We start from the raw sequence: 14,269 nt of genomic DNA on the forward strand, positions 1-14,269 counted from the left end.
GGACCGTCGTACTCGCTGAACTGCGCAAACACCCTCATTGTGACCCGGTGCGGCCACGGGCGGGTCAACCGATCGGTTGACCCTGGTGTCGGCCGAGTCGCGTGCGGCCGCGAGCCGGTACGTCGAGGGGTACGGGCCGGAAACGGCCGGAGGATCGATGGCAGAGGCAGACCAGCTGCGTCGGCTGGACCGCCTCCCCCATGAACGAACCCGACCTCACCACCCCGAGAACCCAGGAGCCCCCGATGCAGAAGCTCTCCCGCCGCACCCGTGTCCTCACCGTCGCCGCGACCGCCGCCGTCCTCGGCGCCGGCACCTTCGGCGCCGTCTCCGCCACCGCAGGCACCCCTGACGCCGCCACGAAGGCCGCCGTCACCGCCGACGCGGGCAACAAGAACCTCACGCAGTCGACGCACCTCACCGTCGCCGCCGCCACCAAGGCCGCGCAGGCCACCCTCGACGCCGCGAAGAAGGAGAACCAGCGCGTCTCCGTCGCCGTCGTCGACCGCAACGGCAACACCATCGTCCAGCTGCGCGGCGACGGCGCGGGGCCGCAGTCCCCCGAGTCCGCCGTGAAGAAGGCGTACACGGCCGTCTCCTGGAACGCGCCCACCTCCGAGCTGACCAAGCGCCTGGAGCAGGCCCCGAACCTGAAGGACATCCCCGGCACGCTGTTCCTCGCGGGCGGCGCGCCGGTCACCGCCAAGGGCGCGCCCATCGCGGGCATCGGCGTCGCGGGCGCCCCGAGCGGCGACCTGGACGAGAAGTTCGCGAAGGCGGGCGTGGCGGCGCTCGGCCGCTGAGCACTCCCAGCAGGCCGAGCGCGCCGACCCGCATGCCGCTGAGGCTGTTCTCGGTCCCCGCGTCCGTCCGCGCGGGGACCGTACGACGAGGAGAGACGAGGAGATCCGGCATGAACACCGCCGCCACGGGCGCCACCGCCGCCGACCAGCGGTTGCTGGACGCCGCACGGGCCGGCAACGCCACGGAAGTCGCCGCCGCCCTCACCGCGGGCGCCCGCGTCGAGACCCGGGACACCGAGCTGCGCTCACCGCTGCTGCTCGCCGCCCTCGGGGACCACGTGGAGGCGGCCGGGGTGCTGGTCGCCGCGGGCGCCGACGTCGACGCGCAGGACCACCGTTCCGACAGCCCCTGGCTGGTCACCGGCGTGACGGGCAGCGTCGCCATGCTCCACGTCCTGCTGCCAGCCGGGCCCGACCTGAAGCTGCGCAACCGCTTCGGCGGGGTCTCCCTGATCCCGGCGTCCGAGCGCGGGCACGTCGCGTACGTACGGGAGGTCCTGCGCGTCACCGACATCGACGTCGACCACGTCAACGACCTCGGCTGGACCGCCCTGTTGGAGGCCGTGATCCTGGGCGACGGCGGGCGCGCGCACCAGGAGATCGTGGAGCTGCTGCTCGCCGCGGGCGCGACGCCGGATCTCGCCGACCGGGACGGCGGCACGCCGCTCGCGCACGCGGAGCGGCGAGGGTTCGCGGAGATCGCGGAGCTGTTGCGGAGGGCGGCCTCATGAAAGCGCCCCGGCGTACCGCCGCCACGAGGACGACCTCCCTCGCCCTCGCAGCCCTGACCGCCCTCGCCGGCTGCGGCACGGGCCAGGACACCGCCGCCCCTTCCCGACCCGCAGCAACCTCCACAGCCACCACCCCCACCCCCCTCCCCACCCACGCCCGAACCCCCGCAGGCACCCTCCTGGTAGCCGATTTCGGCTCCGACACGGTGACCTTCGTCGACCCCGAAAAGGGCCCCGTCGGCTCCGTGAAGGTCGGCCGCGCCCCCTACGGGCTGGCCGTGGGGGACGACGGCCGTGCCTGGGTGGCGACCGCCGACGCCGTCGCCGTGGTCGACACGCGCACCCGTGAACGGATCGACCGCATCCCGTACGAGACGGAGACAGGCCCGGTGACGACGGGCGAGTACCGGGGCGGCGGCATGGGCATCGCCCTCGCCCCGGACGGAGAGCACGTCTACGTGGGCGTCAATGTGCCTGATAGGAAAGGCGCGTTGGAGGTCATCGACACGGGGGAGCGCGAGGTGACCGACACCGTGCCCGTCGGCCGGCGGCCCTTCGACGTCGACGTGTCGAAGGACGGCCGGGAGGTCTACGCCACCGGCCACGACTCCTTCGACGTAACCGTCGTACGCGCGGACTCGCTGAAGCCGCGCCGCGTCGAAGTCGCCCCCTACGGGACGGAGGGCGGCCTCGGCTCCTGGCTGAAGCCGCACTACACGGCCGTACGGCCCTCCGACGGACGGCTCCTGCTGCCCTTCGAGGGCGAGAGACTCGTCGTACTCGATCCGCGCACCGGTGAGTACGACGTCGAGAAGATGACCGCGAACACGCACCAGCACGGCGTGACGGTCACCGACGACGGCACGCTGTTCGCGGTCGGCACCGGGCCCATCGACCCGGACGCCGACGAGGGCCCGTCGCTGACCGTGCGGACGAAGGACGGCAGGGAGCGGGTCGTCCCGCTGACCGGCCCGCACGAGGACGTCGCCGTGTCGGAGGACGGCCGCACCGCGTACGTCACGGGCGGCTTCACCCGCGACGGCTACTGGAACGGCATCTCCGTCGTGGACGTGTGGGACGACGGGTCGGTGCGGAGACTGACGGCAGGCGAGCGGCCGTTGGGCATCGCCGTCCTCTGAGGCGGCCCGGCGGCCCGGCGGCCCGGCGGCGCGTGGGCGGCGCCGACGGAGCCCGGCCGTCCAGCCCCCCCATATCAATCCCGTCCCGAACAATTGCCGCATAAGATCATCGGCGTGGACCTGCGATCTCCGGCCGTCCGAGCCGCCACCGTCACCTCCTGCCTCGCCCTGCTCGCCACCGTCAGTGCCTGCGGCGGCGCGGGTGTCGACGGCACGCCGGGCGCCACCGGCGTGCGCGACCCGTACTTCCCGAAGCTGGGCAACGGCGGGTACGACGTGGCGCACTACGGCCTGACCCTCGGCTACGACCCGGACTCCCGGCACCTCACCGGGACCGCCGAGATCACCGCCCGCGCCACCAAGAACCTCAGCTCCTTCAACCTCGACCTGAAGGGCCTCGACGTCTCCGGCATCACCGTCGAGGGCAAGGCCGCCCGCTTCCAGCGCGCCGGCCAGGAGCTGCGGGTGCGCCCGGCCGACGAGCTCGACCGGGGCGAGACGTTCCGCGCGACGGTCCGCTATTCCGGCACTCCGGAGACCGTCACCGACGAGGACGGCTCGGAGGAGGGCTGGCTGAAGACGGCCGACGGCGCGCTCGCGCTCGGCGAGCCGACCGGCTCCATGGCGTGGTTCCCGGGCAACCACCACCCGAGCGACAAGGCCTCGTACGACATAGAGATCACGGTTCCCAAGGGCTTGAAGGCCGTCTCCAACGGGGAGTTGACCCGCGAGTCGACGAAGAACGGCCGCACCACCTTCGCCTGGCACAGCGCCGAACCGATGGCGAGCTACGTGGCGACCGTGGCCGTCGGCAAGTACGAGATGGAGACGTCGACGACGGAGGACGGGCTGCCGGTCATCACGGCCGTCGACCCCTCGCGGGCGAAGGCGAGCGAGAAGGTCCTCGCGAAGATCCCGGACGTCGTCGAGTGGGCCGAGTACAACTTCGGCCCGTACCCCTTCTCCTCCGCGGGCGCGGTCGTCGACCGCGAGGAGGACGTGGACTACGCCCTGGAGACCCAGACCCGCCCCGTCTTCCCCGGCGCCCCCGACACCGGGCTCCTCGTCCACGAGCTGGCCCACCAGTGGTTCGGCAACTCCGTCACGCCCAAGTCCTGGCAGGACATGTGGCTCAACGAGGGCTTCGCGACGTACGCGGAGTGGCTGTACCAGGAGGACAACGACGGCGACAGCGCGCAGGACATCTTCGACGCGCTCTACGAGGGCGACTACTACGAGGACGAGGAGGACAACGAAGCCATCTGGGCCTTCCCGCCCGCCAAGCCCACGGACGCCGCGAGCATCTCCGACCCGCCCGTCTACGAGCGGGGCGCCATGGTGATCCACAAGATCCGCCAGGCGGTGGGCGACGACGCGTTCTACGACATCGTGCAGGGCTGGGCGAAGACGTACCGGCACAAGAACGCGGACACCAGGGACTTCACGGAGTACGTCGAGAAGCACGCGGGCGGCGACGAGGCGCGGAAGAAGGTCGGCCGGATCTGGGGCGACTGGCTGTACGGCGACGGGAAGCCGGACCGTCCCTGAGGTGAGCCCGGGGCGGGCTCAGAGGGGCTTGCGGAGGACCGCGCACGGGCGGTGGCGGGCGCGGTCCTCGCGGTGGCCGATGACGAGGTAGCCGAGCGCGGTCCAGAAGCGCAGGGCGCCGGGGTTGTTCTCCAGGACGGCGAGGCGTACGGCGTCACGGCCCGCACCCCGGAACCGCTCCTCGGCGAGCGTCACCAACTCCCGCCCCAGCCCGGTGCGTTGGACGCCCGCCTCGACCATCAGCAGCCCGATCCACGGGTCCGGGTCGGTCGGGTCCGGGTGCCGGGCGAGCGTGATGGCGACCCCCACGAGCCGCCCGCGCGAGCGCCCGAGCAGCACCTCGGCGTCCGGGTGGGAGAGCTCGTCCGCGAGGGCCTTGGCGACCTGCTCGACGCGGATGTCGTCCGGGTCGGGGAAGTCGCCGCTGAGCGCGAAGAACTCACGGTTCGACGCGTACAGCGCGGTCACCTCGGTGAGGACGTGACCGGGCAGCGCGCCGTCGACGGCGGTGAGCGGTTCGAGGATCATGCGGGCAGGCTACGGCGTGACGACCAGGACGACCTTGCCCCGAGGACGGCCCTTCTCCAGGTGTCGTACGGCGTCCGGGGCCTCCGCCAGGGGATACGTGCTGTCGACGGCCGGTGTGACGTCACCCTTCTCGACGAGGCTGTTGAGGGTCAACAGATCCTCCCGCCGTACGGCCGCCAGGAGCCCGAGCAGATTCTGGCGTGCGAACCGGGCCGCCAGCGCCATCCGCAGCTGCGTGCCGGCGTCACCGGACCAGCGGCTGCCGCCCTCACCGCCGATGTGGACGAGAGTGCCGTCCGGGGTGAGGGCGCGGCGCAGCAGGGAGAGGGGGCGGTTGCCGGCGGCGTCGAGGACGACGTCGTAGCGGCGACCGCTGTCGGTGATCTCCGCGTGCGTGTAGTCGATGACGTCGCCGGCGCCAAGGGACCGGACGAACTCGGCCGCACCGGTCCCGCAGACGCCGACGACGTCCGCGCCGTGGGCGACGGCGAGCTGGACGGCCAGGCTGCCCACGCCGCCGGACGCGCCGATGACCAGGACCCGCTGCCCGGCCCGCAGGCCGGCTCGGGCGTGCAGGGCCCGCAGGGCGGTGACGCCGGAGACCGGGACGGCGGCGGCCTGCACGAAGGTGAGGGCTTCGGGCTTGGGGGCGATACGGGCGGGCCTGGCGCGCGCGTACTCGGCGAAGGAGCCCTCGAAGTGCCCGTAGACCGCGTCGCCCCGCCGTAGCCCGGTCACGTTCGCGCCGACCGACTCGATCCGTCCGGCGCCGTCCCAGCCCCGGACGGGGTTCCTGGGCCTGCGGAGCCCGAAGCCGAGCCGGACCATGAGGGGCAGCCCCGTCATCAGATGCCGGACGTCCGGCCCGACACCGGCGGCGTGCACGCGGACGAGGACTTCATCGGGGGCGGGGGAGGGACGGTCGAGGTCGTCCCGCAGTTCCAGTGTGTCCGCGGAGCCGTAGACGTCCTGCACGATGGCCTTCACAGCGGGTTCCTCCCCGGTCGGGGGCGAGCACGGCTGCTTCAGCATCCCGCCGGTCGCGGCCCCCGCCTAGAGCCCTGGTTCACTGTGCGAGGTCATCGCCGCTGCTTGCGCAGGGCACGCCATTCGCTGACCGCGCCCCACGCCGCGCAGCCGAACGCGCCCACGGAGCACGCCACCCATCCGGAGAACCGCTCCTGCGGGTCGAGCAGCCTGTCGACGGTGAGGACCCCGAAGATCACGGCCGAGGTCAGGGCACCGTAGAACTTCTGCCGCGTCACGCGCTGTTGCCTGAGAGGCCCCTCCGAGAGGCGCAGGGCGTAGATCTCGACGTCACCGAAGACGTCCTCGGCGCTGCCGTCCCGCGGGGCGGCGGCCAGATGCTGCCGCGCTTCCCGTACGTGGCCACGCGCCTCGCCGGCCTTCATGCCGTGCCGCCCGCGCAGCAGCCCGTCCAGCCGGGCGAGCCACCGCCGGTCGTCGAGCCCTCCGTCCGGACGGGCGGGCCTGAACCACCGGTCGATCGCCGCATCGGGGAGCAGGAACGCACCGACGGCCCACGCGGCGCCGACCAGCATGAGCACCGGGGCGGGCACGCGGAACAGCCGTTCCTCGGAGAGGACGGTGGCGAGGGCGATCCCGGCCACCAGCGCACCGGCCGCGCCCGCGAGGAACCACCACATGCCGCGGAGGCGTCCGGCGGCGCGGGTGGCGAAGGCGACACACCCCAGCGAGGCGGCCGCCACGATTCCCCCGACGCCCGCGACCGCGGACGGGCTCACTCCCACCCACAGCCCGTCCTGGATCCAGTACATGCCGAAGAACGCGAACCAGACGAACCCGAGCGATCCGAACGACGCGGTGATCCGCTCACCGGGGCGCATGCCGCGCGTGTCGATCCGGGCCCGGTACTCCTCGCTGACGCGCTCTGCGGCGACGGTGCGGGCGTACGCGACGGGGTCACCCAGCACGTCGAGCGCGGGCTGCCCGGCTTCCTCGACGAGCTGGCGCGCCTCGGCGAGTATCTCGTCGGCGAATCCGGCGGGTGCCTCCTCGTCGAGCACGAGCCGCACTGTGACGGTGTCGGCCCACTCCTGGTCCTCCGGACGAGCCCAAGTGGGTTCAGCCGTCTGCGGCGTCTGCGTGCGAGTCCTGCTCATCCTCATCCCCCTTCGCCGGAAGAAGCGAGTCGACGGTCCGGGAGAACTCCCCCCACGCGGCCTGGTCACGCCGCAGCCTCGCCCGCCCCTCCCGGGTGATCCGGTAGTACTTCCGCCCGGGCCCGCCGTCCCCGGCCCCCCACTCGACCTCGACGGCCCCTTCTTCTTCGAGCCGCGCGAGAGCGGGGTAGAGAGTCGCAGCCTTGACCCCACCGAGCCCGACCTCACCGAGCCGGCTGAGCAGGGCGTACCCGTAACTCTTCTCCTCACCATCGAGAACCCCGAGCAGACAGAGGGGCAGCGCGGCACGGGTCCAGGCGGCGTTCGGCATGGCCACGGGTCCCCTCTCTTCGGTCCGTCGGACTATTCAAGTATCCATAATAGTCGCTGACCTGTACATCTCCTTCTCCCTTGCTGCCGGTTCCTACTGCCGCAGCTCGAACCACACGCGCTTGCCGCCGCCCGTGCGGAACCGGGACGGCGCGGGGGCGGTGCCCCACTCGTGGGCGAGCGCCTGCACGAGGAAGAGCCCGCGCCCGTGCTCGCGGTCCCTCGACACGTCGAGCGCGGCGAGGGGTTCGGCGCGGCAGTCGTCGTACACGGCAACCCGCACCCCGCCGTCCGCCAGCACGCATGCCTCCATGCCGATGGTTGGTGACTTGGTGTGCATGACGGCGTTGGTGACGACCTCGGAGACGAGGGTGCGGGCGGTGTCGGCGAGCTCGGCACGGCCGTTGGCGGCGAGGAGGAGGGTGAGGGTGTCGCGGCAGATCTTGGGGGAGAGGGGGGTGTTGGGGGTGGTGAGGTGGTACGTCTGCGGGGTGTCGGGTTGGGCTTCCATGCCTGTTGACTCCTGCTCTGTGTCGCGGAGTTGGGGCTGTACGCCACCGTGGCTCGACCGCCGGGTGGCGGTTGCTCTGCGGGATCACTGGCGTGCATTGTGGCTAGCTGTGAGCGACGGTAGGGCACATGTATGTGACGGCACATAGATGTGCCGCCACCTTCACTCGTGTGAGTGGACCGGTCGCACGGGCACGCGGATGCGCGGCAGACTTGGCCCGCTCGACCAGGAGGGGGATGGATGCCACCGAGGAGCAGACCCACCGCGCGTCAGGCGCGACTGGGTGCCGAGTTGCGCAAGCTCCGTGAAGCGGCAGGGATGGCCGCGCGTGAGGCGGGCGCACGGCTCGGCGGCAATCAGGCGCAGATCAGCCATATCGAGGCGGGGCGTTGGGGGGTCAGTGCGGAGAGGGTGAGGCGCCTTGCGGAGATCTACTCGGCCTCCGACAAGAGGCTGATCGACGCCCTTTGCGCCATGGCTGAGGAGAGGGTCAAGGGCTGGTGGGAGGAGTACCGCGGGGTACTCGGGCCCGGGTTCCTGAACCTCGCGGAGCTGGAGCACCACGCGTCGTACCTGCGCAGCATTCAGATCGTGACCATGCCGGGCATCTTCCAGACCGAGGAGTACATCCGGGCGATCCACACCAGCCGAGCCTCTGTGCTTCCCGACGACGAGGTGGAGGGACGCGTGGAGTTCCGACTCAAGCGCCGGAGCATCTTCGAGCGCGAGGCGCCCCCTTCGTTTGTGGCGCTTGTCCACGAGGCCGCACTGCGTATGCGGTTCGGAGGTCGCAAGGTCGCCAAGGGGCAACTGGACTACCTGGCAGAGGTATCGCACTGGCCGACGGTGAAACTCCGGGTCGTCCCCTTCGCGTGCGAGGACTTCATCGAGGCGGCTCAGTCGCTGCTCTACGCGGGAGGTGTTGTTCCGCAGCTGGGCACAGTGCACTTGGACAGCCCCGTGGGGGGCATCTCCATTACCGACGAGGTCCAACTCAAGAGGTTCGGAAACCTGCTCGACGTCGCCGAGCGCGCGTCGTTGAGTGAACGTGAATCCCGGCGACTGCTTCACCGCGTCGCAAGTGAGCTGTGAAAGGTATGGGTGCGCTCATGCAGTGGCAGAAGTCCTCGTTCTCAGGCGTGGACGCAGAAGACTGCGTCGAACTCGCCGGCCACCAGCCCCACATCCTGCTACGCGAAAGCGACGCCCCGGACGCGGTCATGGCAGCCACGCGAGCGAGCCTGAGCGCACTCATCCGCTGGCAGAAGTCCCGAGAAGGACGTTCCACCTCGACCTCGATCTGCCGGATCGCGAGTCCGTCGTGGAAATCCCCAAGCGCCTGATGCAGTTCTTCCCGGAGGTGAACGGTGGCGGAGGAACCCACGTTTGATGAGCTGTTCCGACTGGCCGAGCGGTCTGCCATACACCTGGAGATGCGGGACGGCTACATGCAGTCCGACCCGGAGTACGTCTCGTGGCGGGACGGCGCACGTGAGACCTCCCGGTACCTGGACCAGGAGTCCAGTGCCTGGCTTGCGCTGATGCGGGAGACCACCGCACGCGGAGTCGTGGTGCGCCGCGCGCGGATCGTTTCGGAGCCGGTCACGGACTACATCCGTTTCGAGCACCATGTGACGGCCGGAAATGTCGCGGCGGGGGAGCAGGTGAGGTGGTTGCCACGACGTCGGGCATCGGACCTCGCTCTCCCCGGGAACGACTTCTGGCTGTTCGACGACCGTCTCGTCGTGTTCCTCCATTTCACCGGAGAGGGAGAACTCTCGCCGGAGGGGGACGAGGAGCGGACCACTGACCCGGCCGTTGTGCGGCTGTGCTCGACGGCCTTCGAAGCTGTGTGGGAACGGGCCGTACCGCATGAGCAATTCAAGCCGTCCTGAGAGCTCGAGGCAGAGAGCACCGCGTTGACTGCCTCGGCCCGGCTCAGGCGCTTTGCCAGGCGTGGCGGACCAAGCAGAACGGGTGCCCCGCCGGATCCGCGTAGACGTGCCACGTCGTGCCGCCGGTCTTCTCGTCCAGGAGGGTCGCGCCCGCTGCCAGGACCTGGGGGCGGGCCGCCGTCAGGTCGGGCACCTGGAGGTCCAGGTGGAACTGCTGGGGGGAGGCGGGGTCCTGCCAGCGGGGCGGGACGTGGTGGTGGACCCGCTGGAATGTGAGGACCTGGCCCGTGGGGGTGTGCAGGGTCGTCCAGTCGGGGCTGGTGGACCAGCGAGGGTCCGGGTGGTTGACCGTGCCGCCCAGGAGCGTGCGGTAGAACTCCGCCAGTGCCGTGGGGTCGGGGCAGTCGAGGACCACGCATTGCAGTTCGGCGATCATGGCGGAGAGGGTAGGGCAGCGGGGCGCGCCGTGGGCGGACGGCGGAGGGCCCCGGCGGTGTCGACGCCGGAGGGCCCCGGCGGTGTTGCTGCCGGGGCCCTCCGTGTTCGATCGGCGCGTCAGCCGGTCAACCGGTCACGTCAGACGTTCACGCCGAAGTCCTGCGCGATGCCGACCAGGCCCGAGGCGTAGCCCTGGCCCACGGCGCGGAACTTCCACTCCGCGCCGTTGCGGTACAGCTCGCCGAAGACCATGGCGGTCTCGGTGGCGGCGTCCTCGGAGAGGTCGTAGCGCGCGATCTCCGCACCGCCGGCCTGGTTGAGGATGCGGATGAACGCGTTCCGAACCTGGCCGAAGTTCTGCGAGCGGTTCTCGGCGTCGTAGATCGAGACCGGGAAGACGATCTTCTCGATGTCGGCCGGCAGACCCGCGAGGTTCACGTTGATCTGCTCGTCGTCGCCCTCGCCCTCACCCGTGACGTTGTCACCGGTGTGGACGATGGTCTGGTCCGGCGTCGCCTTGTTGTTGAAGAAGACGAAGTGCTGGTCCGAGAAGACCTTGCCCTGGGGGTTCACCGCGATCGCGGAGGCGTCCAGGTCGAAGTCGGTGCCAGTGGTGGTGCGGACGTCCCAGCCGAGGCCCACGGTGACGGCGGTCAGGCCCGGAGCCTCCTTGGTGAGCGAGACGTTGCCACCCTTGGACAGGCTTACTGCCATTGTTGGGAGTCCCTTCCCTCGTTACGTACGCACAGTGCGTATGTGCTTCGTACTGGGGACGAAGCTACTTCACTGGTACCAACGCCGACCGGGGTCCCCAAGGTTCCATTTGGCTTTACTTTCTTTACGTACCTCTGGCGGGGGCTTGGACGGCAGCCCGGAAAAGCGCGTGACGTGGGCTTGTCGGGCGCGGGACCATGGAGTCATGTCCGGTCCCCATGTCATCCGCGGCTCCGTCTCCCTGCCCGAGGCCGAGCTCATGTGGCGTTTCTCGCGGTCGTCCGGGCCGGGCGGGCAGCACGTCAACACCAGCGACTCCCAGGTCGAGCTGCGGTTCGACCTCGCGAACACCGAGGCGCTCCCAGAGGTGTGGAAGCAGCGCGCCCTGGAGCGGCTCGCGCCCCGGCTCGTCGACGGCGTCGTCAGCGTACGGGCGAGTGAGCACCGCTCCCAGTGGCGGAACAGGGAGATGGCCGCCACGCGGCTCGCCTCCCTGCTCGCGGAGGCCACCGCGCCGCCGCCCAAGCCGCGGCGCGCGACGAAGATTCCTCGCGGCATCAACGAGCGGCGTCTGCGGAACAAGAAGGCGCGGAGCGAGACCAAGCGGGGGCGGTCGGGACAGGGCTGGGGCTAGCCCCGGGCAGGGTGCGCCCCGTAAGGGGCGCGGGGAACTGCGCGAGCAACCACAGAAAAGCCGCAGACGCGTCTGCGGAGACCCCGGCAGACGCGTCTGCGGCCCGGCGCGGGCTGAGCGCGCAGTTCCCCGCGCCCCTGACGGGGCGGGGCCCACCCCGCTAGCCCAGCTGGCGGTAGCGCCCCCGGAAGTACAGGAGAGGGCCGCCCTCCCCGCTAGGGAGGGACGCCGTCAGCACGCGGCCGATCACCAGCGTGTGATCGCCCGCCACCACCGTCTGCTCCGTACGGCACTCCAGCGTCGCGAGCGCGCCGCCGACCAGCGGGGCGCCGGACGTGGAGCCCCGTACGTAGGGGATGTCCTCGAAGAGGAGGCGGTCGCTGATCCGGCCCTTCATCGCGAAGCGGCCCGCGATGTGCCGCTGGCTCTCCGCGAGGACCGAGACGCCCCACAGGGGCTGCTCGGCGAGCAGGTCGTCCATGCGGGAGCCCTCGCGCAGGCTCACCATGACCAGGGGCGGGTCGAGGGAGACGGACAGGAAGGCCGTGGCCGTCATGCCCACGTCCTCGCCCTCCGGGGCGGCCGGGTCGTCCGGGTCCAGGCCGGGCTCGCGCGCCGTCACCAGGACCACACCCGCCGCCAGCCGGGACATCGCCGCGCGGAACTCGTCGTTGCTCACCCCATCAGCATGCCCATCCGATGACGGGAGGCCTGGGGTGGACGGGGCCGGGAGAGTCTTCAGTACGTGAGCCACGTTGTCGAAGCTAGCCCGTGCGCCCCCCTCGAAACATCGGGCTCCGGTCCCAGACGGGTCCTAGGACCGGCGGCGGAGCCGCCCGCGGGACACGACTCGGCAAAGTTGGCACGCAGTGCCGCCCGATGCGGTGGACTAGTCCAAGGGACTGGACCAACGGCGGTTCCCCACCTGTGACTTGAGTCACAGGACCCATATTTTGTTGACCCTGTGTACCGAGTGGGCAGCTCGCTGTGATTCAGTGACGGTGGCAATAAGACACTGAGGGCACAAGCCAACAAGACACACGGCAAGACGCAAGGCAAGACACAAGGCAAGACACAGGCACGGAAGACCACCACCGAAGAACACTGCGGGCGCTGCGCATCCTGGAGTTGCTGTCGAGGTCTCGGGGAGAACGAGCATGGAGACCGAGTCGGAGCCGTACGTCCGTCTTGCGACCCTGCGGCAGCTGCACCAGGTGGTTGCGGAGCTGAACACGGCCCGGAGCCTGGCGGACACGCTGCAGACCGTCGCCGACGGCGTCGTCAACGGCCTTGGCTATGAACTGGCGTGTGTCAATCTCGTGCGCCCGGACGGCGATCTCGTCGTCGCCGCCTTCGCGGGCAACCCCTCCGCCGAGGCCCTCATCACCGGACGCGTCGGCTCCAGGGACGCCTGGGAGCGCCGCCTCGCGATGGGCGAGGCGTGGGGCGCGCTGCGCTTCATCTCGTACACCGAGGGCTGGGTCCTCGACGACGACGACGTACCGCAGTGGTACACGGAAGGGCCCGAGCCCCGCTTCGAGGACGAGTGGCACCCCTCCGACCGGCTCTTCGCCCCCATGTACGCGACCGGGGCGGCCGGCGGCGAACTGCTCGGCGTGATCTCCGTGGACCGGCCGCGCAACGGCCGCAGGCCCGGCGCCTGGGGCCGCGAAGCCCTCCAGATGTACGCGTTCCAGGCCGCCATCGCGATCAGCAACGCCCGGCTCAGGGCGAACATGCAGCGCGCCCTGGTCCGCCTGGAGCGGGAACAGCAGGCGCTGCGGGCCAGCGAGGAGAGCTTCCGGCAGGCCTTCGAGTACGCGCCCTCCGGCATGGCCATCGCCGAGATGGGCGGCGATCAGCACGGCCGGATTCTGCGGACCAATGACGCGCTCTGTCGTCTCCTGGGCCGTCCCGCCTCCGCCATGCGGCGCTACTCGTTCTCGGATCTCGTGCACCCCGAGGACATCGGGACGCTCCTGCGGACCTCCGCCGAGGGCGGCCGCGCCGAGCTGCGGCTCGCGCGGCGCGACGGGACGTACGTGTGGGTGAGCCTGCGCAACTCCGTGGTCGCCGACGCCGCCGACGGGCCCCGCTTCCTGCTCACGCACGTCGAGGACATCGAGGAGCGCAAGCGCCGCGAGCTCCAGCTCGCCCACCGCGCCTCGCACGACTCCCTCACCGGACTGCCGAACTCCGCCGAGCTGCGCGCCCGGCTCAGCGCCCGCCTCTGCCGCAGGCCCCACGCGGGCCGCCCCAGCGCGGTGGACTCCCTCGACGCCGCCTACGAACACGGCTTCGACTTCGGGCACGCCTCGCTCCAGCAGGACGAGGGCTTCGATCCGCACGTCCACACCGTCGCCCCGCCGGGCGGCGAGGGGGACGTGGACGACGGCACCAAGGGGCTCGCCGTCCTCTTCTGCGACCTCGACGGCTTCAAGTCGATCAACGACCGGTTCGGGCACCACACCGGTGACGCCGTCCTCATCGAGGTCGCGCGCAGGCTCACCAGCGGGGTGCGGGACGGGGACACGGTGGCACGGCTCGGCGGCGACGAGTTCGTCGTGCTCGCCGACGGGCTCGGCCGCGCCGACGCCCAGGACCTCGCCGTCCGGCTGCGGAACGCGATCATCCCGCCGATCCGGGTCGACGGCAGAGCGGTCCGTGTGGGGGCGAGTTTCGGCATCGGCTGGGCGCACTGCGGGATGTCGGCCGACGAAGTGTTGCACTCCGCCGACCAGCGGATGTACGTGGAGAAACGCTCACGTGCCAAGCAGCACCGGCGGGCCGGATAGCGGTCCCGATGAGGTCAAGGCCACTCCTTGGGCCCAGCGGGACCGGGTAGGCTCCCCGC

General features: G+C 71.0%; 17 protein-coding genes. 9 read left to right on the plus strand and 8 right to left on the minus strand.

Annotated features, from left to right (window positions below; all coding sequences use genetic code 11):
* Nucleotides 1-245 precede the first annotated feature (245 nt).
* The 4 genes from ACI2L3_RS08090 to ACI2L3_RS08105 all read left to right on the plus strand — a co-directional run bounded on the left by ACI2L3_RS08090 (nt 246) and on the right by ACI2L3_RS08105 (nt 4,221).
* Nucleotides 246-803 (plus strand): heme-binding protein, encoded by a 558-nt coding sequence (locus tag ACI2L3_RS08090; RefSeq protein ID WP_404751913.1) that lies wholly within the window; start codon nt 246-248, stop codon nt 801-803.
* 110 nt (nt 804-913) lie between these two features.
* Complete coding sequence (locus tag ACI2L3_RS08095; RefSeq protein WP_404751477.1) at nt 914-1,534, plus strand: ankyrin repeat domain-containing protein; 621 nt, start codon at nt 914-916, stop codon at nt 1,532-1,534.
* Nucleotides 1,531-2,673, plus strand: a complete 1,143-nt coding sequence (locus ACI2L3_RS08100) for a YncE family protein (protein WP_404751478.1) — start codon at nt 1,531-1,533, stop codon at nt 2,671-2,673. The genes ACI2L3_RS08095 and ACI2L3_RS08100 overlap by 4 nt, the downstream gene beginning before the upstream one ends.
* A 120-nt stretch (nt 2,674-2,793) precedes the next feature.
* On the plus strand, nt 2,794-4,221 hold the full coding sequence (locus tag ACI2L3_RS08105) for a M1 family metallopeptidase (protein ID WP_404751914.1): 1,428 nt from the start codon (nt 2,794-2,796) through the stop codon (nt 4,219-4,221).
* 18 nt (nt 4,222-4,239) lie between these two features.
* Here ACI2L3_RS08105 and ACI2L3_RS08110 read toward each other — a convergent pair whose 3' ends face one another.
* The 5 genes from ACI2L3_RS08110 to ACI2L3_RS08130 form a co-directional block, all read right to left on the minus strand.
* Nucleotides 4,240-4,749 (minus strand): GNAT family N-acetyltransferase, encoded by a 510-nt coding sequence (locus ACI2L3_RS08110; protein ID WP_404751479.1) that lies wholly within the window; start codon nt 4,747-4,749, stop codon nt 4,240-4,242.
* Nucleotides 4,750-4,758: 9 nt separating this feature from the next.
* Complete coding sequence (locus tag ACI2L3_RS08115; protein WP_404751480.1) at nt 4,759-5,736, minus strand: NAD(P)-dependent alcohol dehydrogenase; 978 nt, start codon at nt 5,734-5,736, stop codon at nt 4,759-4,761.
* Nucleotides 5,737-5,828: 92 nt separating this feature from the next.
* Nucleotides 5,829-6,893 (minus strand): hypothetical protein, encoded by a 1,065-nt coding sequence (locus ACI2L3_RS08120; RefSeq protein WP_404751481.1) that lies wholly within the window; start codon nt 6,891-6,893, stop codon nt 5,829-5,831.
* Nucleotides 6,856-7,224: a PadR family transcriptional regulator gene (locus tag ACI2L3_RS08125; protein WP_404751482.1), complete on the minus strand. Its 369-nt coding sequence runs from the start codon at nt 7,222-7,224 to the stop codon at nt 6,856-6,858. Before ACI2L3_RS08125 ends, ACI2L3_RS08120 begins: the two co-directional genes overlap by 38 nt.
* A gap of 93 nt (nt 7,225-7,317) precedes the next feature.
* Complete coding sequence (locus ACI2L3_RS08130; protein ID WP_404751483.1) at nt 7,318-7,734, minus strand: ATP-binding protein; 417 nt, start codon at nt 7,732-7,734, stop codon at nt 7,318-7,320.
* Nucleotides 7,735-7,974: 240 nt separating this feature from the next.
* Between ACI2L3_RS08130 and ACI2L3_RS08135 the strand changes: the two genes are divergently transcribed.
* From ACI2L3_RS08135 to ACI2L3_RS08145, 3 genes are read left to right on the plus strand one after another with little or no spacing between them, the layout of a single operon-like run.
* The gene (locus ACI2L3_RS08135; protein ID WP_404751484.1) at nt 7,975-8,826 is read left to right on the plus strand and encodes a helix-turn-helix domain-containing protein; all 852 of its coding nucleotides are present in this window, start codon (nt 7,975-7,977) and stop codon (nt 8,824-8,826) included.
* A 17-nt stretch (nt 8,827-8,843) separates the two neighbouring features.
* Entirely contained in the window at nt 8,844-9,077 is a 234-nt protein-coding gene (locus ACI2L3_RS08140) for a DUF397 domain-containing protein (RefSeq protein WP_404751485.1), read from the plus strand.
* 24 nt (nt 9,078-9,101) lie between these two features.
* A complete protein-coding gene (locus ACI2L3_RS08145; RefSeq protein ID WP_404751486.1) occupies nt 9,102-9,629 on the plus strand; it encodes a DUF6879 family protein in 528 nt (175 codons plus the stop codon).
* 43 nt (nt 9,630-9,672) lie between these two features.
* Here ACI2L3_RS08145 and ACI2L3_RS08150 read toward each other — a convergent pair whose 3' ends face one another.
* Nucleotides 9,673-10,065 carry a VOC family protein gene (locus ACI2L3_RS08150; RefSeq protein WP_404751487.1) on the minus strand — a complete coding sequence of 131 codons (393 nt, stop codon included), beginning with the start codon at nt 10,063-10,065 and terminating at the stop codon, nt 9,673-9,675.
* 140 nt (nt 10,066-10,205) lie between these two features.
* Nucleotides 10,206-10,781: a TerD family protein gene (locus ACI2L3_RS08155; RefSeq protein WP_365355144.1), complete on the minus strand. Its 576-nt coding sequence runs from the start codon at nt 10,779-10,781 to the stop codon at nt 10,206-10,208.
* A gap of 205 nt (nt 10,782-10,986) precedes the next feature.
* Between ACI2L3_RS08155 and arfB the strand changes: the two genes are divergently transcribed.
* Nucleotides 10,987-11,415: an alternative ribosome rescue aminoacyl-tRNA hydrolase ArfB gene (gene arfB / locus ACI2L3_RS08160; protein ID WP_404751488.1), complete on the plus strand. Its 429-nt coding sequence runs from the start codon at nt 10,987-10,989 to the stop codon at nt 11,413-11,415.
* Between the two features lie 160 nt (nt 11,416-11,575).
* On the opposite strand, the gene ACI2L3_RS08165 is transcribed toward arfB, so the two are convergent.
* Nucleotides 11,576-12,067, minus strand: a complete 492-nt coding sequence (locus ACI2L3_RS08165) for a flavin reductase family protein (RefSeq protein WP_404751915.1) — start codon at nt 12,065-12,067, stop codon at nt 11,576-11,578.
* Between the two features lie 505 nt (nt 12,068-12,572).
* Here ACI2L3_RS08165 and cdgB point away from each other — a divergent pair.
* Nucleotides 12,573-14,210 carry a diguanylate cyclase CdgB gene (gene cdgB, locus ACI2L3_RS08170; protein ID WP_404751489.1) on the plus strand — a complete coding sequence of 546 codons (1,638 nt, stop codon included), beginning with the start codon at nt 12,573-12,575 and terminating at the stop codon, nt 14,208-14,210.
* Nucleotides 14,211-14,269: the final 59 nt, after the last annotated feature.

It is taken from the genome of Streptomyces sp. NPDC029674 (assembly GCF_044903205.1).
In the GTDB taxonomy this organism is placed as follows: Bacteria; Actinomycetota; Actinomycetes; order Streptomycetales; family Streptomycetaceae; genus Streptomyces.

What these genes read in the sequence shown, in the direction of transcription:
- ACI2L3_RS08090 (WP_404751913.1), top strand. Translation starts at nt 246, where the DNA reads ATGCAGAAGCTCTCCCGCCGCACCCGTGTCCTCACCGTCGCCGCGACC.
- ACI2L3_RS08095 (WP_404751477.1), top strand. Translation starts at nt 914, where the DNA reads ATGAACACCGCCGCCACGGGCGCCACCGCCGCCGACCAGCGGTTGCTG.
- ACI2L3_RS08100 (WP_404751478.1), top strand. Translation starts at nt 1,531, where the DNA reads ATGAAAGCGCCCCGGCGTACCGCCGCCACGAGGACGACCTCCCTCGCC.
- ACI2L3_RS08110 (WP_404751479.1), bottom strand. Translation starts at nt 4,749, where the DNA reads ATGATCCTCGAACCGCTCACCGCCGTCGACGGCGCGCTGCCCGGTCAC.
- ACI2L3_RS08120 (WP_404751481.1), bottom strand. Translation starts at nt 6,893, where the DNA reads ATGAGCAGGACTCGCACGCAGACGCCGCAGACGGCTGAACCCACTTGG.
- ACI2L3_RS08125 (WP_404751482.1), bottom strand. Translation starts at nt 7,224, where the DNA reads ATGCCGAACGCCGCCTGGACCCGTGCCGCGCTGCCCCTCTGTCTGCTC.
- ACI2L3_RS08130 (WP_404751483.1), bottom strand. Translation starts at nt 7,734, where the DNA reads ATGGAAGCCCAACCCGACACCCCGCAGACGTACCACCTCACCACCCCC.
- ACI2L3_RS08135 (WP_404751484.1), top strand. Translation starts at nt 7,975, where the DNA reads ATGCCACCGAGGAGCAGACCCACCGCGCGTCAGGCGCGACTGGGTGCC.
- ACI2L3_RS08140 (WP_404751485.1), top strand. Translation starts at nt 8,844, where the DNA reads ATGCAGTGGCAGAAGTCCTCGTTCTCAGGCGTGGACGCAGAAGACTGC.
- ACI2L3_RS08150 (WP_404751487.1), bottom strand. Translation starts at nt 10,065, where the DNA reads ATGATCGCCGAACTGCAATGCGTGGTCCTCGACTGCCCCGACCCCACG.
- ACI2L3_RS08155 (WP_365355144.1), bottom strand. Translation starts at nt 10,781, where the DNA reads ATGGCAGTAAGCCTGTCCAAGGGTGGCAACGTCTCGCTCACCAAGGAG.
- arfB (WP_404751488.1), top strand. Translation starts at nt 10,987, where the DNA reads ATGTCCGGTCCCCATGTCATCCGCGGCTCCGTCTCCCTGCCCGAGGCC.
- ACI2L3_RS08165 (WP_404751915.1), bottom strand. Translation starts at nt 12,067, where the DNA reads ATGTCCCGGCTGGCGGCGGGTGTGGTCCTGGTGACGGCGCGCGAGCCC.
- cdgB (WP_404751489.1), top strand. Translation starts at nt 12,573, where the DNA reads ATGGAGACCGAGTCGGAGCCGTACGTCCGTCTTGCGACCCTGCGGCAG.